Raw genomic sequence first — 21,122 nt, 5'->3', positions numbered from 1 at the left:
TTCATGGAACCTCCTCGGGAAAGGGGACGAGAAAATTCCACTTCTGGCGTCAGCTAATGGGCGGGGGGATTACCGAAGGGCAGGAAATTCACCCAGATGGCTCGATTGAAGGCGAGTCGATCGACACGCGCATCGCGAGTTACTGGCTCGGTGGTGTGGCTGCGGTGTATCAGTCCTGGGAATCGCTGATGGAGCGATACCTGCAGGCGTTGCGCACCTTTGCCACGACAGGTGAGGAGAGGCCGCTGAAGTCGACGCACAACGTCGATGGCGCGATCAACTACCTCCCGATGGCGGCGCGTTCGACATCGAATCCCAGCGATATGGAGGACCGCGCAGAGACGTGGCCCGCTGGAGTGGTGCCGCAAGGTGTCAGGTTCCTGCTCGCCACTGTCGACATTCAGGCCAACCGCTTCGTGGTGAAAGTCACCGGGTGGGGGCCGGGCGAAGGCGGCGGCTTGGAGCGCTGGGTGGTCGATTGGTTCGCACTGCGCACGTCGCAGCGCGAGGATGGCGCCGGCGGCTTCCTCGGCTTGGAGCCAGCGAAGTACCTGGAAGACTGGGAGCGCCTGGTCGACAAGGTCATCCAGCGCCGATATCAGCTGCAGGACGACACCGGCAGAAGCATGCCGATCCGTGCGGTGGGTATCGACTGGGGTGGCAAGTCGGGAACATCGGTGCGAGCGCTGGAGTTCTGGCGTTCGCTCAAGCTGCGCGGCCTGCATTGGCGCGTCCGCCTAGTGAAGGGCGATCCGAATCGCAACGGCGCGCTGTTCCGCGAGACCTATCCGGACAGCAGCAAGCGCAAGGATCGTAAGTCCGGCTCAGCCGGCGACGTGCCGCAGCTGCTGCTCAACGTCGACAGGCTCAAAGACACCGTCGCGGCCAACGTGAAGCGCGAGCAGCCGGGCCCCGGCTTCTACCACTTCCCGGACTGGCTGCCGACGAGCTATTTCGAAGAGCTGGTCGCGGAAACGCGCACCGCTAAGGGCTGGGAGAACCTGGCGAAGCGACGCAATGAAGCGTTCGACCTGGCGGTGTACGCAGAGGCGCTCGCGCAGTGGCTGAAGGTCCCGGCGATTCGCTGGGACGCTCCGCCGGCATGGGCAGCAGAGTGGGATCGAAATCCGGAAGTGGTCGTGGGTGAGGTGGCGGAGATCCCGCGGCCGCGCGCTCCGCGTCGTCGGGTCGTACGCAGCAAATACTTGGGACGCTGAGATGGCATTCACGCAAGAACAAATCACCTCGCTGGAGTCGGCAATTGCGAGTGGCACGCTGACCGTGCGCTATGGCGATCGACAGGTGACCTATCACAGCCTGAAGGAGATGCGCAGCCTGCTGACCCAGATGCGCGGTGAGTTCGGGGCAAGCCTTGGTGTGCGGCCCCGCCGCCGCACCATGCGCCTGTTCCAATCCGGTACGGGCAATGGCTGAATTCGAAGGAAGCTACCGCGCAGGCGGCATGGGCCGGCGCTTGCGCCTCCTGCCGCCGGTGGTGCAGGGCCCGAATGCTGCCCTGGTCAACTTGCCAACGGTGCTGGCGCGCGCGCGTCACCTCGCACGCAATGATCCGTGGGCGGTCAGCGCGCTCAACAAGAGCGTGTCGAACGGCATTGCCACCGGCATCCAGGCGAAGCCCCTGTGGGGCACCAAGGCGTTTAAAGCCGCGACGTCCAAGCTGTGGAAGCGGTGGATCAAGTACAGCGACGCCGACGGCGTTCTGGACTTCTACGGTCAGCAGGCGCTGGCATGGCGCGAGTGGAAGGAAGCGGGCGAGGTGTTTGCCCGGATCCGTTTCCGCCGTCCAGGAGACGGACTTCCGGTTCCGATGCAGCTGCAGCTTGTTGAGTCCGAGCAGTGCCCCCGTGGGTACTACTCGGTGGCCACCAACGGCAATGTGATCCGCGAGGGCATCGAGTTCGATGCAATCGGCCGCCGCGTGGCGTACTGGATGTTCCGCGAGCATCCGGGCGACCAGGCGATGGTGCCGAACGGCCACGAGCTCGTGCGGGTTCCCGCAGAGCAGGTGATCCACCTCTACCGTCCGAACCGGGCCGGCGCGCTGCGCGGCGTGCCCGCGTCGGCCGCGGTGCTGCTGCGCATGTTCAATCTCGACCGGCTCGATGACGCTGTGCTTGAGCGTCAGGCCATCGCCAACTTGTTCGCAGGGTTCTACAAGGTTCCCGAGGCACAAGAGGGTGAGCTCGGCGGCGCCACGCCCATGACGGATGACATGCAGACGGGCATGGATGCCGATGGCACGCCGCTCGCTGGGCTGGAGCCGGCGACGATGCAGGAGCTGCCACCGGGCTACGAGGTCCAGTTCTCGACGCCTCCCGGCGCCGGGACCGACTACGCCGAGTTCCTGCGCGGTCACCTGATGGCGATCGCTGCCGGCCACGACATTCCGTATGAGGTGCTGACCGGTGATCTCCGGAACGTCTCGGACCGCGCGCTGAGGCTGATCCTCAACGAGTTTCGCCGGGTCATCGAGTCGGACCAGTGGCTCTACATGATCCCGATGTTCTGCCAGCGCGTCCGCGACGCATGGTTTGACCAGGCCGTGCTGGCCGGCCTGCTTGCCGTGCCCGGCTATGCGGACCAGCGCGACGAGGTCACCGAAACGCTATGGGTACCCGAAGGCTGGCCGTGGAGCCACCCGGTGCAGGACGTGGGCGCAGAAAAGGCCGCCGTGCGCGCCGGCTTCAAGTCGCGCGACAAGGTGATCTTGGGCGCGGGCGAGGATCCCGAGCAGGTGGATACCGAGATCAAGGCGAGCAACGACCGGGCTGACGCGCTCGGTCTGGTGCTCGACAGCGATGCGCGACGCACAAACACATCCGGCGCCGAGCAGTCGCACGGCGCTGACAACGGCAATTCTGGCGACCCTCAGGGCGCCACCGACGAAGGAAACCCCGATGAGCAATAAGCCAGGCCTCCTCGCGCGGCTGTTCGGCCGCAGCAAGCACCCGGTTGTCGCCTCGCTCGCAACCGCAGCACTCAACCGGCCATTGCTGGTGCATGCGGGCATGGGCGAGGCACTGATTGGCGCCTATCTCGAAGGCGCGGTGACGAGCGATGACACCCTCCTGAGTTGCGACCGTGTGGTCGTGGGGGCCGACACCAGCGTGGACAATGTGCCGGCCAGCCCCGCGCCTGCCGAGAGCGTTGGTCGCGTCATCGCGGTGATCAACGTCAGTGGCGGTCTGGTCAATCGTCCGATGCCTGGCCCGAGCGGTGGCGGCCCCGTGAGCTACGCAGCGCTGCGCGACGTGTTCGACGAGGCCCTTGCAGACGACAAGGTCGACGCGATCGTCCTGCGCCTGGATTCGCCTGGGGGCATGGCCGCCGGCTGCTTCGACCTCGCCGACCACATCTACGCATCGCGCGGCGTCAAGCCGATCCATGCGCTCGTGGACGACTATGCGTACTCGGCCGCGTACGCGCTGGCCAGTGCGTGCGACCAGATCTGGGTCAGCCGCACCGGCGGCGTCGGATCGATCGGCGTGGTCGGCTTCCATTACGACTGGAGCGCGAATAACGCGCAGATGGGGCTCAAGGTCACGGCGATCTATGGCGGAGCACGCAAGGTCGACTTCAACCCGAATTTCCCGCTGAGCGAAGAAGCACAGGCCGACGCCCAGGCCGATATCGACATGCTCTACGGCCTCTTCGTCAGCACTGTGGCGCGCAACCGCGGGATGGACGAAGCGGCAGTGCGCGCCACGGAAGCGGGAACCTTTCGTGGCGCCTCCGCCGTCGCGGCCGGCTTTGCCACGCGGCTTGGCACGTGGGACGACATGGTTGCTGAGTTGGGCACACCGGACGCTGATGCGCCGCAGCAGCCGGGAGACGACGAAGAGGCCGACGATGCAGCCGCTACCGTGGCTGCTGCGGGCCGCGTCCAGGTGATCGAATCGCGCATTCCGGCCTTGGCCACCGCTAGCGATGAAACTGCAGCAGATCGCGCGGCTGCAATCGAGAGTCGCGTGATTGCCGCAAGCACACTGCCGGCCGATCTGCAGATGGCGCTTATCCGGCGCGGCCCGATCACCGGCCAGACGCCGGAGGATGCCGTGGCCTACGCGTCGAGCGTGCGCGATGCCTGCGCAGCTGCAATGCGCGGCGGCGAGTCCCTGGCGGCGGACTACGTCGAGAAAAACACCGATTTGAGCGCGGTGCGCTCCCAGCTCCTGGCGCTGAAGGCCGAGGAAGGGCGCGCTGCGCAGATCGTCACCACTCTTCCGGCGTCGGACGCCGCGAAGCGGCAGGCCGAAGTGAAGGCCTCCCTCAATCCCGCAACCATCTACCAAAAACGAGGTAACTGAAGATGGAGCTTTACATCAATGGCGTCCGTAACGCCGAGTTTCTGCTGTCCGAAAGCAACGGCCAGCGCAGCCGCGAGCTGATCGTCATTCCCGCCGGCCAGGGCAACCTGGTTGCCGGCACGCTGCTCAAGGCCGATAACACGAAGGCCGCCGACGGCGCCGACGCGGTCAAGGTCCTGTATGGCGCGGTCGACGCGTCGACCGAGGCCGTCAAGGCCACGGCGATTGCCCGCGACGCGGAGGTCCACGGCGAGCTGTTGAGCTGGGCCAGCGACACCACTGCCGATGAAAAGCTGCTGGCCGTGCAGAGCCTGCAGCAGGCCGGCATTTCAGTCCGCTGGACGTTCGTGCCGATCAAGTCGGGTGCCGCGCACCACATCGAGTTCGTCCAGGTGCCCGTCGGCGGTGCCGCTGGCGCGCCCATCGGGCCGGTGGTCGCGCACGTCAAGGATGTGTTCGGTGCATTGGTCAACGGCAGCGCGGCATCGGTCACCTTGACCAAGACCGCCGGCGGCGGGGCGCTCACCGGTGGTGGCGCCAAGGCAGCAGTCGACGGTGTGGTGACCTGGCCGACCGTGTCCTTCAGCGTGGCCGGCACCTTCACCCTGACCGCTGCATCGGCCGGGCTGACCTCCGACGTCAGCGACGAGATCGTGATCACCGCCGCGGCCTGATCAACCCACATTCGGCACCACTCCAGCCCCGCTCATGCGGGGCTTTCTATTTGCCTCAAGGAAACCAATCATGGATCTGCAAACCCTCCTGGCACTTGGTGTGCTGAGCTCTGGCGCTCTGAACGCCTATGTCAACAATCTGCCGGCGACGCCCACGCGCATCGCGCAGCTCGGCCTGTTCACCGAAGCGGGTCTGGTCGGCACCAACATCGTCAAGGTCGGCATCAACGGCGCAAAGCTGGTGCTGGTGCCGAACGTTCCGCGCGGCGCGCCGGCGCAGCCCAAGGCGCTCACCCGTGGCAACGTCCAGATCTTCGAGACCGCGCATCTTCCGCAGCGCTCGACGGTCATGGCCGACGAGCTGCTGAACGTGGTGCGCGACGATGATCCCGCGGGCGAGAGTGTCGCGGCGGTCATCAACGCGCTGCAGGTCATTCACCGCCGCGACGTCGACTACACCATCGAGTACCACCGCATCGGCGCGATCCGCGGCCAAGTGCTGGATGCCGACGGTTCGGTGATCTGGGACATGTACGACGAGTTCGGGGTGGAGCAGATCACCATCCCGTTCGGCCTGGGGACCGACGCCACCAAGGTGCGCAGCAAGTCGCTGGCGGTCAAGCGTGCCATCGAGCTCGAACTGGGCGGCGTTCCCTACAACGGCGTGCGCGCCCTGTGCAGCCCGGAGTTCTTCGATGCGCTGATTGAGCACAAGGATGTGCGTGACGCCTACGCGCGCTGGCAGGACGGCGCCGCGCTGCGCAATGACGTCCGCGCGGGCTTCGAATTGGGCGGCGTGGTCTATGAGGAAATGGTGGGTGGCCTGGGCAACCAGCCGTTCATTCCGGCCGGAGAGGCGCTGGCGTTCCCGCTCGGTGTGCCGGACATGTTCATTACCCGGTTCGCGCCGGCGGACTACATGGAAACGGTCAAGCGCATCGGCCTGCCGTACTACACCAAGCTCGAGCCGCTGCGGATGAACAAGGGTGTGGACATGGAGAGCCAGTCCAACCCGATCAACCTCAACACCCGGCCGCGCGCGGTGGTCCGCCTGAAGGCCAGCGGCAACGCCTGATCAAGTAGCCCGGCGCGTGATGCGCGCCGGGCTGCGCTGAGGGACGCATGAGCCAGATCAAGATCGATGTCGATGCCGACAACATGCTCGGCCGGCAGTTCACTGCTCTCGAGCGGGATCAATTGCCCTTCGCAATCGTGCAGGCATGCAATGCCACTGCATTTGAGATTCGGGAGACGTGGAAGCGCACCGCGCCCCGTGTCTTCGATAGACCAGCGCCGCTGACCATCAATGCGGCGATGTACCGCAAGGCGACTAAGCAGCGTCTTTTCGCCGAGATTTTCCTGCGCGACGAGGCCTTCAAGGGCACGCCGCCGGCGAAGTACCTGCTGGCCGAAGTGGAAGGCGGTAGCCGTCGAAAGAAGGGTATCGAAGTACTGCTGCAGGCCAAGGGGCTCATGCCGGCGGGACAGTTCGCAGTGATCGGCCGCGGCGCCACTCCAGACCAATACGGCAACGTGCGCGGCAGCCAGGTGACGGCGATCCTGTCGCAGCTGCAGGCGCAACGCGACCGCTACCAGAACGAAAACCGGGAGAGCAACGTCAGTGTGCGGCGCCGGCAATCGCGGAAAAAGCGTGGGGGCCAGTACTTCGCCATTACGAAGCAACGAGGCCGCCTCAAACCTGGCATCTACGAGCGCATCAACACCGGGTTCGGCAGCGCCGTCCGGAGCATCTTCATTTTCACCAAGCAGGCGACCTACAAGCCGCGCTACGACATCTTCGGGCTCGCCCAGCGTACCTGGGACAAGCTGATGCCGTTCTATTTCAACCGCGAGCTGGAGAAAGCCATCCAGACCGCAATCACCAAGGTGCAACGATGAGCCAGCGCGACTTTCTGCGCCGCTTCGATGCCGCAGCGTTCACGGTGTTCAAGGGTGCTGGGCTTGCGGATGGAGCTGTCTACACGACCCCTGGCGGTGCCCAACTGCCGTGCACAGTGACCATCGATCGTGATGTCGCCGACTTTGGCGACGACGAGGCTGCGGTAAGTGCGCCGCAGACACTCATCACCTTCCAGAGGTCAGAGGTGGAGCCGGTTCGGTTGGCGCGCCTGGCACTGAACGATGAGGTTTTCGTACTCGACCGGCGGATCCGGCAGGACGAGTCCATCAGCCAATGGGTGGTCGCCAATGGATAGCCCTCGGCAGCAGTTGCGTGCCGCCATCGGCGCATGCGTGCAGCGAATCACCAAGGCGAACGGTTTCTCAACCGACGTCGGGCTGGCGCTCACCCTTGAGCCGGGCCAAGTCGATGCCGACGAAGCCGCCGTTTTGACCGTGCTTGTGACCAAGCAGCAGCGAGCGAGCCAGCCCGCTCTGGTCCGTACGCATCGGCTGACGACGGTAGTGGTGGTGGTCAAGGTGCCGGCCGCGCTGGATGCAGCACAGGCCGCGCTGGACGCCGCCATCTCGGACGTAGAAGCAGCCATGGCGGACCAGCAGCAGCGATATCCAGTCGGTATCGAGTTCCCGCAGTACCTATCGATGGAGCCCGTGAAGCCCGACGCCGGTGCCGGCTGGGTGGGGGCCGTCGTGTCCTACCAATCCCACATCCCCAAGTAACCCGCCGCCCAAGCGGCATCACGACAGAGGCAATACACGATGGACGATTACAGCTACCTGGGCAGCGGCAAGGTCCTCATTCGCGAGTACGCGGCGGCCGCTCCCTTCGAGGAAGTAGGCAACGTCAGCGCGCTGAACTTCAGTCCGCAGACCAACCCCATCACGTTGGCCGACCACACCAAGGGCGGCGGCGGTACGCGCAATCGCGTCGACCGTGTGACGGAGGTCCAGATGGCCTACACCTTCCATGACTTCGCCCCGGAAAACTTTGCGCGCGCCCTGCGTGGCACGGTGACCACGCTCGCTGCAGGCAGCGTTGCCAGCGAGGCCATCGTTGCCTATCCGGGTGGGTTCATTCCGCTGGCACGCCGCGCGACGGCGATCACCTCGGTGAAGAACGCCGCCGGCACCACCACTTACGACGTCGGCATCGATTACGAACTGCGCGATGGTGGCCTGTTCATTCCGCTCGATAGCGACATCCCTGCATCGGTAAATGGCGCTGCGAATCTGAGCGTCGCATACGCGCATAGTGCTACCAAGCGTGTGGAGGCATTTACCACCAGCCAGAAGCAGTACGAAGTGCTTTTCCTGGGTCTCAACGAAGCGCGCAGCGGCAAGGAAGTGCGCGTGCATGCACACAAGGTCAGCGGTGGCGTCATGGCGCAGCTTGACCTGATCGGTGACGAGTATGGTGCTGGCGAGGTGACCGGCGCGCTGCTGGCCGATACCAACAAGGGTGTAGGCCTGTCGCAGTACTTCACCGTGGACATCCAGGAATGAGCGCTGACGACATCGACGTGATCACGCCGCCCAGCCGCGTGATCACCTTTCGTGGCGTGCAGCTGGAAGTGACGCCGCTGACACTGGCGCAGATTGGCCCCTTCATCAAAGCAACCCGGCCGATCATCGGCCGGGTCATCGTCGCCGCAAGCCTGGTCAGCGCCGGTGCCACCATCGAGGTGGCTGCGCTGATGATGGACGTGCTCGAGCAGGACGCCGATGCCTTCGCAAAGGGCGGTGCCATCGTGGCCGGCAAGCCGGAAGCATGGGTTGGCGGCGCCTCACTGGCAGATGCCGCTGCGCTGGCCGAGGCGGTGGTGGAGCTCAACGAAGATTTTTTCGGCCAGCGCCTGCCGAGCCTGATGCGAGCCGCCGGCAAGGCGATCGAAGCGGTGGGAATGACGCAGGCGCAACCGGATGGGCCGATCTCGTCCACTACCTCGTCGCCCGCGGACACCAGCGGCGAGACGTCCTGACGTACACCCTGGTTCAAGCCAGGGCATTTGCTGCAGCAGCTGTGCGCGATGACCGCGAGCAGCTACTGATGCGGGAAGCATCCACGGCGCAGGCCGTGCGGATGGCGATGGGTGCTGAGCCCGCCGCCTTTAAAAAGTACCTAAAAGACCTGACACGCTAAATGGCAGACCAATCCGCAAATCTGCGGGTTCGCATCAGTGCGGACCTCAATGACATCAAGCAGGGTATGGCCGTGCTTCGCGGCCAGCTTTCGGATGTGCGCAAGCAAGCCAGTCAGCCGTTGCCGTCGAACAACGTCATCAGCATGCTCGGGAGGACGTCTGGGCAAACAAGCCAGGCGTTGGCGCAACTGCCGATGCAGTTCACCGACATCTTTACCAGCGTTCAGGGCGGCATGCCGTGGTTCACGATCCTGGTGCAGCAGGGTGGGCAGATCAAGGACAGCTTCGGCGGCATAGGCCCAGCGATATCTGGTGTGACCTCAGCGATCGCAGGCATGGTGAACCCGCTGACGATCACGACTGCCGTTGCCGCTGCGCTGTTCCTGGCTTGGAAGCAAGGTGAGGATCGATCCATCGCCTTCAGCAAGGCACTTTTAGACACAGGCAACTACGCAGCTGCGTCTACTGGGCAGCTGGAGGGCTTGGTCTCGAAGCTGGATCAGCTGGACGGCGTCTCCCTGGGCAGTGCTCGCGAGGCGGTGCTCAAGGTCGCCGAGTCCGGGAAATTCACGGGAGAGCAGTTCGACCGGGTCGCGGCCAGCGCTGCGCTGATGCAGGCCGCAACCGGGCAGGCGATCGACGAAACGATCGCCAAGTTCGAGGACATCCGCAAGGATCCGGTCGAGGCGCTACTCAAGCTCAACGAGACCGAGCACTTCCTGACCCAGACGCAGTTGGACCGCATCAACACCCTGGTCGAAGAAGGCAACAAGCAGCAGGCTGTTGCTGAGGCGGTCCAGCTCTACGACTCGCATTTGGAGAGCGTGGCGAGGCGTGCTCAGACGGACATGCCGGCAATGTCTAAGGCGTGGACCAGCATCAAGGACGAGGCTTCTGGCGCCTGGGGCGAGGTCGAGAAGTACGCCGATCTGCTGGACCGCGTGATCTCCAAGCAGGACGCGCTCGGCAACAGTGTCGTCTGGAAAAGGCTGAGCGCCGCATTGGCCAACTCAGGTGGCGTCGTCGGCGGCCTTGCTCGTTACTCGGGGCTGTTGGACGAGATCGCCCAGAAGCAGGATCAGGCCGATAAGAGCACCGCTGGCCAGACGATCGGCGGCGGCATGCTCAATTCGATGGGCGCGCTGGGTAGCCTCATCAAGGCTTCTAGGGGCGCGCTGGAAAACGCTGCGGGGCCGGACTTTTCCAACGTGGTCGCAACGGTCGATCGAGCACCCACAGTCGACTCTGAGCAAGCGCGGGCACGCCTGAAGTTCCAAGAGGAGACGAACCGGCAACTGGGCAAGACGCTTGATCTGGAGGGCCGCATCAAGCAGATGCGGGAGGACGCGGCGAAAGAGGGGGTGACGGACGCCAAGCTGCTTGCCGAGCGCGAGCAGGCGTTGCGCAAAGCGGATGCCGCGAAGGGTGCGCAGGGTGCCACAAGTCTCGCAACTGCCAGCCGCTCTGCAGGCCTGCAAAGCATCAAGGATGCGTTCACCGCCGAGCAGGCGCAGATCACCACCAGCACCAAGGTGCTGCAGGCGCAGTACCAGGCGCGCGAGGTGTCGGCCGAAACCTACTACCAGCGCATGCGTGAGCTGGCAGAGCGCGGCACGGCCGCCGAGGCGCAGTCGCTGCAGAAGCAGATCGACTACCTCAACAGCCGCAACGTCAGCGGCAAGCAGTCGATCGACGTCAATAAGCAGGTCGGCGAATTGGAGGCACAACTGGCCAAGGTGCGCACCGAGGGCGCCGCAGCCCTTGAGGTGTTGTCCACCGAAGAGGGCAAGCTGAAGAAGCAGCGCGAAGACGCGCTTGCCTCCTACAAGGCGGCGCTCGACGCCAGCACGGATGCGCTGCAGGAGGATATGGATGCGATGGTTGCCCGTGTCGGCGCGGGCGATCGCGAGTTCGAGATCCAGCAGCGCCTCAATGGCGTCTACAAGGAACAGGCGCAGCGCCTCAATGAGCTAGCCCTGCAGAAGAACGCGGGCCGGATTGACGAGGCGACTGCGGCGGCCGAAGAAGCCGCAGTGCGTGCTGCAACCGAGCGGCGCGTGCAGGTGATCCGCGATGGCTACGTGCGGATGTCGGAAGCGCAGGCCGATTGGAGTAAGGGCGCATCGGCAGCCTGGGCCAACTACCGCGACGAGGCCAGTAATGCCGCCGGCATGGTGGAGAGTGCCACCACCTCTGGTCTGGCCTCGTTTGAGGACATGGTGGTCAAGGCCACCAAGACAGGCAAGCTTAGCTTCAGCGATATGGCTGACTCCATCATCGCGGATTTCGTCCGGATGAATGCCAAGCGTGGCATTAGCGGCCTGCTGGGTGCGTTTTTCGGCGGTGGCGCTTCAGCTGGCGCTGTGTCGGGAACGATGGGCACATTTGGCAACAACGTGAACCAGTTCGTTCGGGGCTGGGACACCGGCGGCTACACCGGGCCTGGCGGCAAATTCGAGCCAGCCGGCATTGTGCACAAGGGCGAGGGCGTGCTGAGCCAGCTCGATATCGCTGCGATCGGCGGGCCGCGAGGCTTTCTCTCGCTACTGAGCACCATCCGCCGCGGGCGCGGTTATGCCGCCGGCGGGCTCGTTGGTAGCACCGCGAGGCCATCCGTTGCAGGTGCTGGCGGCATGAGCGTAGAGATCAACAACTACTCCGGGCAGCAGGTGCAGCAGCGTGAGGAACGCAGCCGAGGTGTCGACGGCAGCGAACTCCGCAAAATGATCATCGATATTGGTGCTGCAGATATCGCCGGTGGCGGTCGCATGGCGGGCGCCATCAAAGGCCGCTTTGACACGCGGGAGCGCCGCTAATGGCAAGCCTGCCTAGCTATGTGGGCGTGCTTTACGACGCTATTCGCGAGCGGCCCATGCCCTCGGTCAAGCGCACGGAGATGGAGCGTGGCCTCGCCAAGCAGGAGCGGATCAATTCGCGGACGGTGGTGAATCTGCCGCTGTCCTTCGACTTTTCCAGCGTGGACGACGCTACGGCGTTCTTGGACTGGTACTTCGATGTGATCAAGGTGGTTGGCACCTTCACCATGGCGCACCCACGAACTGGCAAGCAGATCACCGCGCAATTCATTGGCGGTGACATCGGCGAGCTGCGCACCGTGGAAGGGGTGGATCGGCCTTACCAGTGTGATGTGCAGATCGAGTACCTGCGATGAGCACGTTCCAGGAACGCCGCCAGCGCGTCACGGACACAGACGGTCCGCTGGAGCTGTTGGAGATGACCGCGCCATCGTTTGCTGCCGTGTTGCGCATCGTCAACGACACGCAGGACTGGACCAGCAACGGCAACCTCTACATCCGCTGCCCATTCCGGTTCACGCCGCCCGCCGACCAGGCCGGGCAGACACCACGCGCGCAGCTGGAAGTGGACAACGTAGGGCGCGGCATCACCGAGGATCTAGAGCGGGTCCAGCCAAACGAGTTGGTGATGTGTCGCTACCTGATCACGGATCGCACCGCGCCCAACGTCATCGCGCGCCGCTTTTATCTGCCTTTGACGCAGGTACGCGCCGGCGGCCCGCTGATCACCGCGCAGATCGGCGTGGACTTCTTCATGCGCCAGCAGGCCGTGAAGCTGCGCGGTAACCCGCACACGTTGCCAGGTATCCACTGATGCGGGCGATCGAGATCGAGCGGTATCTGGGCATTCCCTACGACAACGACAGCTACGACTGCGCCGACCTGGTTGTGCAAGTGCAACGCGAGCTGTTTGGTCGCGAGGTGCAGATGCCCGCACGCAGGCCGCGCGGTGCTGCGGGGCAGGTGGCGCTGGGCGAGTTGTCGCGTGCCTATGCGGTGCCGACCACCACTCCAGTCGACGGCGACCTGGTGCTGATGTTCGACAAGGGCCAGACGCGGCCCGGGCATGTCGGGCTGTTCTTTCGCCTCGCCCATGAGGGCTGGGTGCTCCATACAACACACGCGCTGGGCAGCAGCTGGCTGCACCGGGTGCGCGAGCTGCCGGACTACGGCGCAAGGATTGAGGGTTACTACGCATGGGTCTGATGACTGCGCCGGCGATTGAAGGCCAGCTGGTGCTGACGCCGCATCCGCTCACGCAGGACGGCCAGCGGCACATCCCGATGGATCTGAAGCCCGGCGAACGGCTGTGCGAGTTCCTGCATCGCCATGTGCTGGACCTGGACCAGGGCCAGTGGACGGTGTCGATCGGTGGGCGTGTGGTGCCGCGTCACATGTGGCCGCATGTCTTCCCCAAGGACCGCCAGGTCATTGAGGTGCGTGGCGCCGTCGGTAAGAACGCGCTGTACATCGTGGCAATGGCAGCGCTGATCTATTTCACCGGTGGCGTGGGTGCCACCTGGGCCGCTGGCCTGGGCACGACAGGTGCGGCAGTGGCCTATAGCGCGGCGTTCGTTGCCGGCTCGATCCTGATCAACAAGGTGCTCGGGCCCAAGGTCGAGAATCCGGCCGCCAGCACGGCTGGCACGGTCTTCAGCCTTGGGGCGCCACGCAATCGCATGCGCCCCTACGAGCCGCTCGGCCTGTTGTTCGGCCGCGTGCCGATTGCTCCCGACATCGCCAGCAAGCCCTACACCTTCTACGAGGGCGACGACCAGTACCTTGGGATGGTGCTGACACCAGGCATCGGCGTGGGACGCGTGGGCGCGTTCTCCAATGGCGACACACCGCTGGCCAACTACGAGGGCGTGAGCGTCTTTCATGCCGGCTACAGCCAGATGCCAGACCAGGCCATCCCGCTGTACAGCAATGTCGACACCATCGACGGTGGCGAACTGCCGGACACGGCCGACTTCGTCACGCGAACCACCAGCGCCGACACCGTGCGCATCCAGATCAACCTGGAATACGTGCTGGGCGGGGTCGGCACCTCGGGCAAGCCCTACAACGTTTCCGAAACCGTGCAGGTGCAGTACGCGCCAGCCGGCACCGGGATCTGGGCCACGCTGGCCACCCAGACGTACACCGGTGACAAGCTGGACGTCAGCAAGCGCGCGACGCTGTCGGCGGATGTGGCCAAGGGCCAGTACGACGTGCGGGTGCGCATCCTCGGTCAAGGTAACTACGAAGGCCCGAACAACCAGCGCAACGACTTCCAGTGGTCGACCATGGGAAGCGTCCAGGCTGATACCGCTACCTACGACGGGATCTCGCGCAGCGGCATCCTGATGAAGGCCACCGGCCAGCTCAACGGCCAGCCCGACGAGCTGCGTGCCGAGCACATCGCTGCGCCGATTCCGGTCTGGCGTAATGGCGGTTGGGTAACGGAGGAGACCAGCAACAACGGCGCGCATATCCTCAAGTACGCCCGCGGCTACTTCAATAAGAAGGGCCAGCTGATTGCCGGCATGGGCAAGTCGGACGAAGAGATCGACATCGAGTCGTTGCAGGGCTTCATGGCCCACTGCGAGGCCAACGGCTACACCTACGACTACTGGCTGACCGAGGAGCGCAACCACGAGGAAGTGCTGCAGGCGATTGCGCTGGCGGGCATGGGGCAGGTGAGTTGGGCCGGCGGCCGGCTGTCGGTGGTGTGGGCCGCCGACGAGCAGCCGGTGTCGGGCGTGGTGAACATGGCCACGATGAAAAAGGGCAGCTTCGCGGTCGACTACACGCTGGCCAGCGCTGCCGACGGCATGGAATACAGCTACTTCGACAGCACGACCAACAAGGTTGAGACCTTGCGGGTGCCGGCGCCCGGCGTGGAGACGATGCTCAACCCGGCGCGCCTCACCGGCGAAGGGATTCGGCGTGAGTCCCATGCGGTCGAAATGGCGCGCTACCACCTGGCCCAGAGCCTGTTCCAGTACAAAGACATCAGCTTTGATCAGGACCTGGAGTATCTGAGTTATCGCCGGCTGAGCAAGCTGGCCATCTCCCACGACCTCACGCAGTGGGGCTTCGGTGGCCGCATCGTTGCTGCCGAGCGCAGCCCGCTGCTGGGCACCATTACCCTGACGCTGGACGAGCCGGTGCCGCCGCCCACAGCGGGCAATGCGTTCATCGGCTTGCGTATTCCTGGGGAGGCGGTCTACCGCACGTTCCGCGTGCGGGGCTTCACCGAGGCGACCGACGTCATCCAGTTGGTAGAGGAGTGGCCGGATGATGCGCCGCTGCCAGGCGAGGGCTATGCGGACTCAATGGTCGACGGCGGCTGGCAGGACAACCCGGCGCACGACACGATCTGGATCTACGACTTTAAGGCAACGCCGGGATACAGCGTTCGCGTTACCAGCATCGCGCCCGAAAGTGACTTGAAGGGTGCCGGCATCACCGTGGTGCCCGAGTCGCCGCAGTTCTGGATCTTCGTCAAGACCGGGCAGTACATCCGGCCGGAGAACGGTTCTTCACTGGCCACCCGGCCGATCCTCAGCAACCTGGCGATCAACGAGGACCAGATCACCACCGGTGACGTCACGGCTACCGATCTGGTGGCCACCTTCGACATCACCGGCCCGTTCGATCACGCGGTGGTCTATGCCTCGGCGTCAGACGGCAACGGCGAGCTGCAGGAAGTGGCGCAGACGCGCACCCGCACGGCCCGGTGGCGGATCCCGCGCGCCGGCACCTACACGATCAACGTGCGCCCGTTCGGCCCGGAGGGCCAGATGGGTATCGGTGCCTCGCTGATCTACACGACCATCGGCGCCGACGCGCCACCGGTCAATTACGACATCTTCGACGTGGAGGAGATCTCCGGCGGCATCCGGCGCTACACCTGGGGCTTCTGGAACGACACCATCCAGTCGGCAAATCTGGCCGGCGCGGAGATCCGCTACGCCCAGGCCCCGGAGCAGGGCGCGCCGATGCCGGCGTGGGACGCCATGACGCCGGTCGGCGACAGCGGCTACCACACCGGTGCGTTCGACTCGCCCATCCCGGCCTCGGGCAAGTGGACGTTCGCCATCCGCGCGCGCAACACCAACGGCACGCTGTCGGTGGCTGCCAAGTACGTCAACAAGACGCTCGGCAAGAACCTGGGCGAGCTACAGGAGGAAATGCGGCAGGCGATCGACCAGACCACCGAAGAGGTGCGGCAGGGCTTCCTGGAAGCTGCGGCGCGCGACCGCCAGATCGCCGAGGCCGCACTCGCGGCAGCCAACAAGGCACGTGAGGACGCGATTGCACACGCAGACGCGCTCAATGCTGCATTGGGCGATCTGGTCAACGCGGACGAATGGACCTCGACCGCGTTGTATCCGAAAGGCGACTTCGTGCGTTACGACGGGCGGCTGTACCGAGCAGAGTTGGAGAACTCCGGTGTGGTGCCGGCAAACAATCCGTCGACATGGCAGAACGTCGGCAACTACTCGAGCGCAGGCGAGGCTATCGCCGCTGCCCTGGATATGGCTAACCAGACAGCGAACGAACTCGAAGCCGAGGCCAATCGGCTTTCCGGGGTCATTGCGAGGCTGCCTGCTGGTGCCGGACAGCTGGCCACCTCTGCGTCTGTTGGTGACGAGGCGACCGCACGTGCCAACGCGGACAGCGCTTTGGGACGGCGCGTCGGTACCGTGGAGGCCCGGATGCCCGCCGGCACCGGCGGTCTGGAGACTGCCGCAAGGGTCACTGCGGTGGATGAGGCAGCGGTCTGGCGTAATGAGGTGATGGGGCAGCGGGTCGGCGTGGTGGAGGCGCGCATGCCATCCGGTAGTGGTGCTCTGGCCACCTCCGCGAGTGTGACTGCAGTGGATCAGGCTCGCGTCAGTGGTGACCAGGCGCTCGGCCAGCGCATCGAAGCAACGAACGCCGCAGTGGCCGGCAAGGCTGAAACCGCTGCGCTCAACTCGCTGAGCTCGCAGGTGCAGCAGATCGGCAACCAGGCCAACGCGACAAGCACCGCGGTCACGGCTGTGGTGGCGAAGACGAACATCAACGCCAACATGCTGCGCAATCCGACGTGGGCACGCGGCAGTCAGGCGTGGACCCTCCCACCGGGGGCCGCGCTTTTCAATCGGCCGGATTTTGGTCCGTACTTTGGCCTAGCTGCATCAAGCGGCGGTGCCGCTGCCGAGCAGTCGGTGAACGCATCTGCCGGTATCTACACGCTGTCGTGCGATATCTGGAAAGACAGCGGCTCTGGCGTCGGGCGGATCGAGGTCGCCGCGCATAGCGCCTCCGGTTTGATCGGGTCAGTCACTGTTTCTGCGGACTCGGGTAGCTGGGCAGCATGGAAGAGGTTCCAGATCAGCGTCAACGCCCCGTCTGGCACTATTCGGCTCGTCTGCCGCTTCATCGCAGAAAACAGCCCTGGTAGTACCTATTTCCGGCGCGCAAAGCTGGAGCCGGGACTGGTTGCAACGATGTGGACCGACGACACGTCGGTGGTCGACCAGGCGTCAGCGACGCAATCGCTCGAAGCCAGGATGACAGTCAATGAGAACGGCGTCGCCAGCTACTACGCCTCGGCAACCCTAGCGCTGGACGTCAACAACCGCGTGGCCGGCTGGCGCTCTGTGAACAATGGAACGAGTGCCACCCTGGATTTCGCATTCGACAAAGTGAGATTTGTCGGTGTGGACGCCGGGCAGGGGCGTAGTGAGATCGTCAACGGCAGGATTTACTGCTATGCGCCCAACGGCGTACAGGTGATCGCCATGGGACCAGGTGTATGACGACGCTTCTACGCGTTCGAGATGAGGTGACCAATGCGGTGTTGCTGGAGGTGACGGACCAGCCCGACTCGGATCTGCTTACTCAGCACATGGGAGCGATCGGCATCGCCAGCGGGTCCAATGGATCGGTGGCGGTGCCGATCACCGGGAGTGCGAACCAGCTGTATTACTGGTTCGTCGCCGATAGCAGCTCTGGCACGACGCTGCTGCCGATCCTCAGCGACAACGGGAATACGATCAGCTGGAGCTCCCCTGACTCGGCGAACCAACCGCGTGCAGGCGGAACGTTGTACTACGGGAGGTTTTGATGGCGTTCGCGCGGATCAACGCAGGCCCAAATCGTGTAGCGATCTCAGAGGATTGGAAGAATCTGGCGCTAGCATCGAAGCAGACGATCAACCCAACAGGCTCGGGCGTTTTGAAGACTTGGAGCCTGACCATCGGCGGCACCAATCCGGTGCTCGCATTTCTCGGTGAGAACAACGCCGCGCTTATGCAGCGGACGCAGAACGGCAGCAATTTCACCTTTAATGGCTTCACGACTGGCGGAAGTTTTACAGCATACGTCTTCGACGAGCCCACCTTCGGGCGCCGCGATTACCTTGTCATTCGCAACCCCACGAGCAATCAGGTCGTTTTCGACGCGACTCTCAAGTACATGCGGGTGCGTGGGTTGCTGCAGGGCAATGCCAACCAAGGTGGTTCGATCACGCTGCCAGCGGGGCGCACGTATGCGGCGCTCGCCGGATCGGCAGGCAACATCATCCTGGCGGCCGGTGGCGTCGTTGGCGGCGGGCCGCAATGGCTGGTCAGCGTGGTGTGGCGCAAGGGAGTCGTCAACATCAACGGCAACGTTGCCAGCATCAGTGCAATTGACACCGGCAGCTTTTCTCAAACGGGCGCGAATGGCACCCCGTTTCCTGCCCCGGGCCAGTACGGCCAGGCGTGGGTGCGCGCCCCCATCCTCGACGTTACTGGATACTGACCATGCTCATCAGCGAAAACCCTACCTTCGGCACGCAAACCAAGATCGTGGCGCCGCGCATCGAGATCCGATGGAACCCGGCCACCAACGACGGGCCGGTCGAATTTCACCTCGAGCAGATGACGACCAAGCCGCACCCCGATGGCTGGACGCAGACGCTGGAGCGTTCCTTCCTGCGCGTGCTAACCGTGCAGATCAGCGACCTGATCGGCCGCAGCTACGACATCACATCACCAGCGACGACTGAGCCAGACCCGGCGACAGGCGAGTTGATCAAGGTGCCCGGCGATACGGTGACCGAACCCGGCGTGCATCTGCTGCTGGGCATCAAGGCGGCCACGCGCGCCGCCTACGATTCCAATGTCGCGGCGCCCGATGCCGATGCTGACCCGATTGCGCGGCAGATCACCATCGTGTGGAACCCCACCAACGACAGCGGCATCGTCACGTTCCAGGTTGAAGACCGTGGCGCCGCCCTCGGCGTTCTGGCGGCACCAATCGCCGACCTGATCGCGCCGACATATGCCATCCGCTACCCTGATGCCGCGACCACTCAGCAGCTTCAGGGGTGGAAGCTGCAGGAGCTGATTAAGGCGGCAACCAACCGTGCAATCGCTGCCAGCCTGTCCGCCGTCGATGCGGCAGCGGCGTGAGGCGAATCAGAAGCCGGAGGCCGTTACCTCGCGGACGCCGGCCCGGTCCTGGAACTTGATGCTCCACGGAGTGACCAGATAGCCAGGGCGGGACCGATTTGCGATCGAGAAGTGGTTAGCTCGCGCGTCCTTGGCAGTACCGTTGACCAACACGGAAGGGGCCGTACCCTTCGGTATTTCGCACCAATCCTTTCGGCCATCGGTCTTCAGCGAAAGAGAGTAGGGGCCGCTCCCCTGAATCTCGCCACAAACCGCCGCCCGGGCGCTGACCGATGCGGCACGGGCGCGCGGCGCGATACGGGTGACGAAAGCATCCAGCGACTCGCCAGCGCTGGACGTTTCCTCGTACAGCTGGACTGTCCGGCCGAATTGGCCGGCTTCGCTGGCTGCGGCTGGAATGGCAAGGGCAAGAAGCGCCATGGCGGCGGTGGCACGGAATGGGTGCATTACGTTCTCCGGATCAGCTGCGCCGGACTGTTGCCGGCGGCGCGAGGGCATCTCGGCGCAGAGCTCAAGATGCGCGGCGCCTGCTCAGGAAAAAACGTTCATCTGCTGCGCAGTTGCACTACTTGCAATGTGGAAATCTTCCGGATGTCCGCCGACCGTTCGTCAGACAGTGCTTTGTGCCACAAGGGTTTTCGGGAATTTCCTACATTTGGTGTTGACCCCTCCACGTGACCACAATATCTTGCGAGCTACCGGCCTGCTTCAGGACGGTAAACGAAAAACGCCCCGCCTAGGGGTAACTAGTCAGGGCGTTTGGTCTTCTAACTTCAACTGGTGAAGCGTTGTGAAACTTCGGTTCTTGGCGGTTCCGAATGCCTGCAGTGTACATCTTGGGTTTTTGTTCGCAAGTGATTTGCGTAACAAACGGTGGCGTATGCAAGTGGGTTGAACAACGCAAGCCAGCACCATGGGGCTCGCAAAAAATGTTTACAAAACATCAATTTAACCTCCCCCTCATTCAGAGGCAGGTGAACAACAGTTTGGTGGAGCAACGCCAAATTGACGGCTACATCAACGCGACGGCAATGTGCCAGGCTGCTGGTAAGCGGTTTGCGCACTACATGGAAAATTCGAGCACCTGTGACTTCTTGAAGGAGCTAGCTACCGATGTCGGAATTCCGACATCGGAGTTAATTCAAGTAGTTAAGGGCGGCAACGGGCCCCAAGGAACGTGGGTGCATCCGAACGTTGCGACCCATCTCGCGCAATGGTTGTCTCCCAAGTTCGCCGTTGCGGTCGCAAAGTGGGTACACGAGTGGCTTGCCGGGCGTCGTCCGAACGGAACTCCGCAGGCAGGTTTGCCGCACCACATACAGCGCTACTTGGCAAACCGCGATCAGGTGCCATACACCCATTTTTCCATCTTGACCGAGATGACGCTGGGACTGATCGCCCCGCTGGAAGCGCTTGGATACACGCTGCCGGACCACATGGTTCCCGACATATCTGAGGGAAAAATGTTCGCTCGTTGGCTGCGAAGCAAGGGTGTCGACACCAGCAGAGTTCCGACTTACAAGCACAGCTATGCTGACGGGCGCGTGGTCGAGGCCAAGATGTATCCCATCGGCTACATGCATGACTTCAGGATCCACTTCAATGAAGTTTGGCTGCCTACCAAGGCTCTGACGTACTTCCGTAAGCGCGACCCATCTGCACTGGCATTTCTCGAGCGAATGTTGCTCGTAGGCGTTGATAGAAAGAAATTGCCACCAGCTGCATAAGGACAGGGGGTAATCCCCCCGCCCATTAGCTGACGCCAGAAGTGGAATTTTCTCGTCCCCTTTCCCGAGGAGGTTCCATGAAG

Annotated in this window: 22 protein-coding genes; 20 read left to right on the top strand and 2 right to left on the bottom strand. The window is 63.9% G+C overall.

Translation table 11 applies throughout. The features are described 5' to 3' along the window. The 15 genes from LL972_RS20075 to LL972_RS20005 all read left to right on the top strand — a co-directional run. The coding region (locus LL972_RS20075; protein WP_228329087.1) for a terminase gpA endonuclease subunit at positions 1-1,217 on the top strand (1,217 nt) is incomplete at its 5' end. A 1-nt stretch (position 1,218) separates the two neighbouring features. Continuing rightward, entirely contained in the window at positions 1,219-1,434 is a 216-nt protein-coding gene (locus tag LL972_RS20070; protein WP_228329086.1) for a phage head-tail joining protein, read from the top strand. Continuing rightward, complete coding sequence (locus tag LL972_RS20065; RefSeq protein WP_228329085.1) at positions 1,427-2,929, top strand: phage portal protein; 1,503 nt, start codon at positions 1,427-1,429, stop codon at positions 2,927-2,929. The genes LL972_RS20070 and LL972_RS20065 overlap by 8 nt, the downstream gene beginning before the upstream one ends. Further along, positions 2,919-4,328 carry a S49 family peptidase gene (locus LL972_RS20060; RefSeq protein WP_228329084.1) on the top strand — a complete coding sequence of 470 codons (1,410 nt, stop codon included), beginning with the start codon at positions 2,919-2,921 and terminating at the stop codon, positions 4,326-4,328. Before LL972_RS20065 ends, LL972_RS20060 begins: the two co-directional genes overlap by 11 nt. Positions 4,329-4,330: 2 nt before the next feature. After that, entirely contained in the window at positions 4,331-5,002 is a 672-nt protein-coding gene (locus tag LL972_RS20055) for a head decoration protein (protein WP_228329083.1), read from the top strand. A 70-nt stretch (positions 5,003-5,072) separates the two neighbouring features. Further along, positions 5,073-6,077 (top strand): major capsid protein, encoded by a 1,005-nt coding sequence (locus LL972_RS20050; RefSeq protein WP_228329082.1) that lies wholly within the window; start codon positions 5,073-5,075, stop codon positions 6,075-6,077. 47 nt (positions 6,078-6,124) lie between these two features. Next, positions 6,125-6,901: a hypothetical protein gene (locus LL972_RS20045; RefSeq protein WP_228329081.1), complete on the top strand. Its 777-nt coding sequence runs from the start codon at positions 6,125-6,127 to the stop codon at positions 6,899-6,901. Beyond that, positions 6,898-7,218, top strand: coding sequence for a head-tail joining protein (locus LL972_RS20040; RefSeq protein ID WP_228329080.1), 321 nt, complete (start codon positions 6,898-6,900; stop codon positions 7,216-7,218). The genes LL972_RS20045 and LL972_RS20040 overlap by 4 nt, the downstream gene beginning before the upstream one ends. Further along, complete coding sequence (locus LL972_RS20035) at positions 7,211-7,642, top strand: hypothetical protein (protein WP_102584265.1); 432 nt, start codon at positions 7,211-7,213, stop codon at positions 7,640-7,642. The genes LL972_RS20040 and LL972_RS20035 overlap by 8 nt, the downstream gene beginning before the upstream one ends. A gap of 39 nt (positions 7,643-7,681) precedes the next feature. Beyond that, positions 7,682-8,425 (top strand): hypothetical protein, encoded by a 744-nt coding sequence (locus tag LL972_RS20030; protein ID WP_228329079.1) that lies wholly within the window; start codon positions 7,682-7,684, stop codon positions 8,423-8,425. Next, the gene (locus tag LL972_RS20025; protein ID WP_228329078.1) at positions 8,422-8,901 is read left to right on the top strand and encodes a hypothetical protein; all 480 of its coding nucleotides are present in this window, start codon (positions 8,422-8,424) and stop codon (positions 8,899-8,901) included. Before LL972_RS20030 ends, LL972_RS20025 begins: the two co-directional genes overlap by 4 nt. 161 nt (positions 8,902-9,062) lie before the next feature. After that, positions 9,063-11,879 (top strand): phage tail tape measure protein, encoded by a 2,817-nt coding sequence (locus LL972_RS20020; protein WP_228329077.1) that lies wholly within the window; start codon positions 9,063-9,065, stop codon positions 11,877-11,879. Beyond that, a complete protein-coding gene (locus tag LL972_RS20015) occupies positions 11,879-12,235 on the top strand; it encodes a hypothetical protein (protein ID WP_228329076.1) in 357 nt (118 codons plus the stop codon). The genes LL972_RS20020 and LL972_RS20015 overlap by 1 nt, the downstream gene beginning before the upstream one ends. Continuing rightward, positions 12,232-12,693 (top strand): DUF1833 family protein, encoded by a 462-nt coding sequence (locus tag LL972_RS20010; protein ID WP_104582067.1) that lies wholly within the window; start codon positions 12,232-12,234, stop codon positions 12,691-12,693. Before LL972_RS20015 ends, LL972_RS20010 begins: the two co-directional genes overlap by 4 nt. Next, positions 12,693-13,085, top strand: coding sequence for a hypothetical protein (locus LL972_RS20005; protein ID WP_104582068.1), 393 nt, complete (start codon positions 12,693-12,695; stop codon positions 13,083-13,085). Before LL972_RS20010 ends, LL972_RS20005 begins: the two co-directional genes overlap by 1 nt. Here the strand turns inward: LL972_RS20005 and LL972_RS20000 are convergent. After that, entirely contained in the window at positions 13,070-13,210 is a 141-nt protein-coding gene (locus LL972_RS20000; protein ID WP_228329075.1) for a hypothetical protein, read from the bottom strand. The two genes, LL972_RS20005 and LL972_RS20000, sit on opposite strands and share 16 nt — an antisense overlap. 348 nt (positions 13,211-13,558) lie before the next feature. On the opposite strand from LL972_RS20000, the gene LL972_RS19995 reads away from it, so the two are divergent. The 4 genes from LL972_RS19995 to LL972_RS19980 are packed head-to-tail and all read left to right on the top strand — an operon-like array spanning position 13,559 to position 19,312. Beyond that, positions 13,559-17,674 (top strand): host specificity factor TipJ family phage tail protein, encoded by a 4,116-nt coding sequence (locus tag LL972_RS19995; RefSeq protein WP_228329074.1) that lies wholly within the window; start codon positions 13,559-13,561, stop codon positions 17,672-17,674. Then, a complete protein-coding gene (locus tag LL972_RS19990; protein ID WP_228329073.1) occupies positions 17,671-17,982 on the top strand; it encodes a hypothetical protein in 312 nt (103 codons plus the stop codon). Before LL972_RS19995 ends, LL972_RS19990 begins: the two co-directional genes overlap by 4 nt. Continuing rightward, a complete protein-coding gene (locus tag LL972_RS19985; protein WP_228329072.1) occupies positions 17,982-18,659 on the top strand; it encodes a hypothetical protein in 678 nt (225 codons plus the stop codon). Before LL972_RS19990 ends, LL972_RS19985 begins: the two co-directional genes overlap by 1 nt. A 2-nt stretch (positions 18,660-18,661) precedes the next feature. Next, entirely contained in the window at positions 18,662-19,312 is a 651-nt protein-coding gene (locus LL972_RS19980) for a hypothetical protein (RefSeq protein ID WP_228329071.1), read from the top strand. Positions 19,313-19,318: 6 nt separating this feature from the next. On the opposite strand, the gene LL972_RS19975 is transcribed toward LL972_RS19980, so the two are convergent. After that, positions 19,319-19,759 carry a hypothetical protein gene (locus LL972_RS19975; protein ID WP_228329070.1) on the bottom strand — a complete coding sequence of 147 codons (441 nt, stop codon included), beginning with the start codon at positions 19,757-19,759 and terminating at the stop codon, positions 19,319-19,321. Between the two features lie 527 nt (positions 19,760-20,286). Here LL972_RS19975 and LL972_RS19970 point away from each other — a divergent pair. Then, a complete protein-coding gene (locus LL972_RS19970) occupies positions 20,287-21,039 on the top strand; it encodes a KilA-N domain-containing protein (protein ID WP_323134237.1) in 753 nt (250 codons plus the stop codon). The last annotated feature ends 83 nt before the right edge of the window (positions 21,040-21,122 follow it).

The sequence above is a fragment of the Xanthomonas campestris pv. asclepiadis genome, assembly GCF_020784175.1.
GTDB classification, from domain to species: domain Bacteria; phylum Pseudomonadota; class Gammaproteobacteria; order Xanthomonadales; family Xanthomonadaceae; genus Xanthomonas; species Xanthomonas campestris_D.
This window is presented reverse-complemented; position numbering and strand designations above follow the sequence as displayed.

Coding starts and splice junctions, on each gene's coding strand:
- LL972_RS20070 (WP_228329086.1), top strand. CDS start 1,219: ATGGCATTCACGCAAGAACAAATCACCTCGCTGGAGTCGGCAATTGCG.
- LL972_RS20065 (WP_228329085.1), top strand. CDS start 1,427: ATGGCTGAATTCGAAGGAAGCTACCGCGCAGGCGGCATGGGCCGGCGC.
- LL972_RS20060 (WP_228329084.1), top strand. CDS start 2,919: ATGAGCAATAAGCCAGGCCTCCTCGCGCGGCTGTTCGGCCGCAGCAAG.
- LL972_RS20055 (WP_228329083.1), top strand. CDS start 4,331: ATGGAGCTTTACATCAATGGCGTCCGTAACGCCGAGTTTCTGCTGTCC.
- LL972_RS20050 (WP_228329082.1), top strand. CDS start 5,073: ATGGATCTGCAAACCCTCCTGGCACTTGGTGTGCTGAGCTCTGGCGCT.
- LL972_RS20045 (WP_228329081.1), top strand. CDS start 6,125: ATGAGCCAGATCAAGATCGATGTCGATGCCGACAACATGCTCGGCCGG.
- LL972_RS20040 (WP_228329080.1), top strand. CDS start 6,898: ATGAGCCAGCGCGACTTTCTGCGCCGCTTCGATGCCGCAGCGTTCACG.
- LL972_RS20035 (WP_102584265.1), top strand. CDS start 7,211: ATGGATAGCCCTCGGCAGCAGTTGCGTGCCGCCATCGGCGCATGCGTG.
- LL972_RS20030 (WP_228329079.1), top strand. CDS start 7,682: ATGGACGATTACAGCTACCTGGGCAGCGGCAAGGTCCTCATTCGCGAG.
- LL972_RS20025 (WP_228329078.1), top strand. CDS start 8,422: ATGAGCGCTGACGACATCGACGTGATCACGCCGCCCAGCCGCGTGATC.
- LL972_RS20020 (WP_228329077.1), top strand. CDS start 9,063: ATGGCAGACCAATCCGCAAATCTGCGGGTTCGCATCAGTGCGGACCTC.
- LL972_RS20015 (WP_228329076.1), top strand. CDS start 11,879: ATGGCAAGCCTGCCTAGCTATGTGGGCGTGCTTTACGACGCTATTCGC.
- LL972_RS20010 (WP_104582067.1), top strand. CDS start 12,232: ATGAGCACGTTCCAGGAACGCCGCCAGCGCGTCACGGACACAGACGGT.
- LL972_RS20005 (WP_104582068.1), top strand. CDS start 12,693: ATGCGGGCGATCGAGATCGAGCGGTATCTGGGCATTCCCTACGACAAC.
- LL972_RS20000 (WP_228329075.1), bottom strand. CDS start 13,210: ATGGCGATGCAGGAACTCGCACAGCCGTTCGCCGGGCTTCAGATCCAT.
- LL972_RS19995 (WP_228329074.1), top strand. CDS start 13,559: ATGCGCCCCTACGAGCCGCTCGGCCTGTTGTTCGGCCGCGTGCCGATT.
- LL972_RS19990 (WP_228329073.1), top strand. CDS start 17,671: ATGACGACGCTTCTACGCGTTCGAGATGAGGTGACCAATGCGGTGTTG.
- LL972_RS19985 (WP_228329072.1), top strand. CDS start 17,982: ATGGCGTTCGCGCGGATCAACGCAGGCCCAAATCGTGTAGCGATCTCA.
- LL972_RS19980 (WP_228329071.1), top strand. CDS start 18,662: ATGCTCATCAGCGAAAACCCTACCTTCGGCACGCAAACCAAGATCGTG.
- LL972_RS19975 (WP_228329070.1), bottom strand. CDS start 19,759: ATGCACCCATTCCGTGCCACCGCCGCCATGGCGCTTCTTGCCCTTGCC.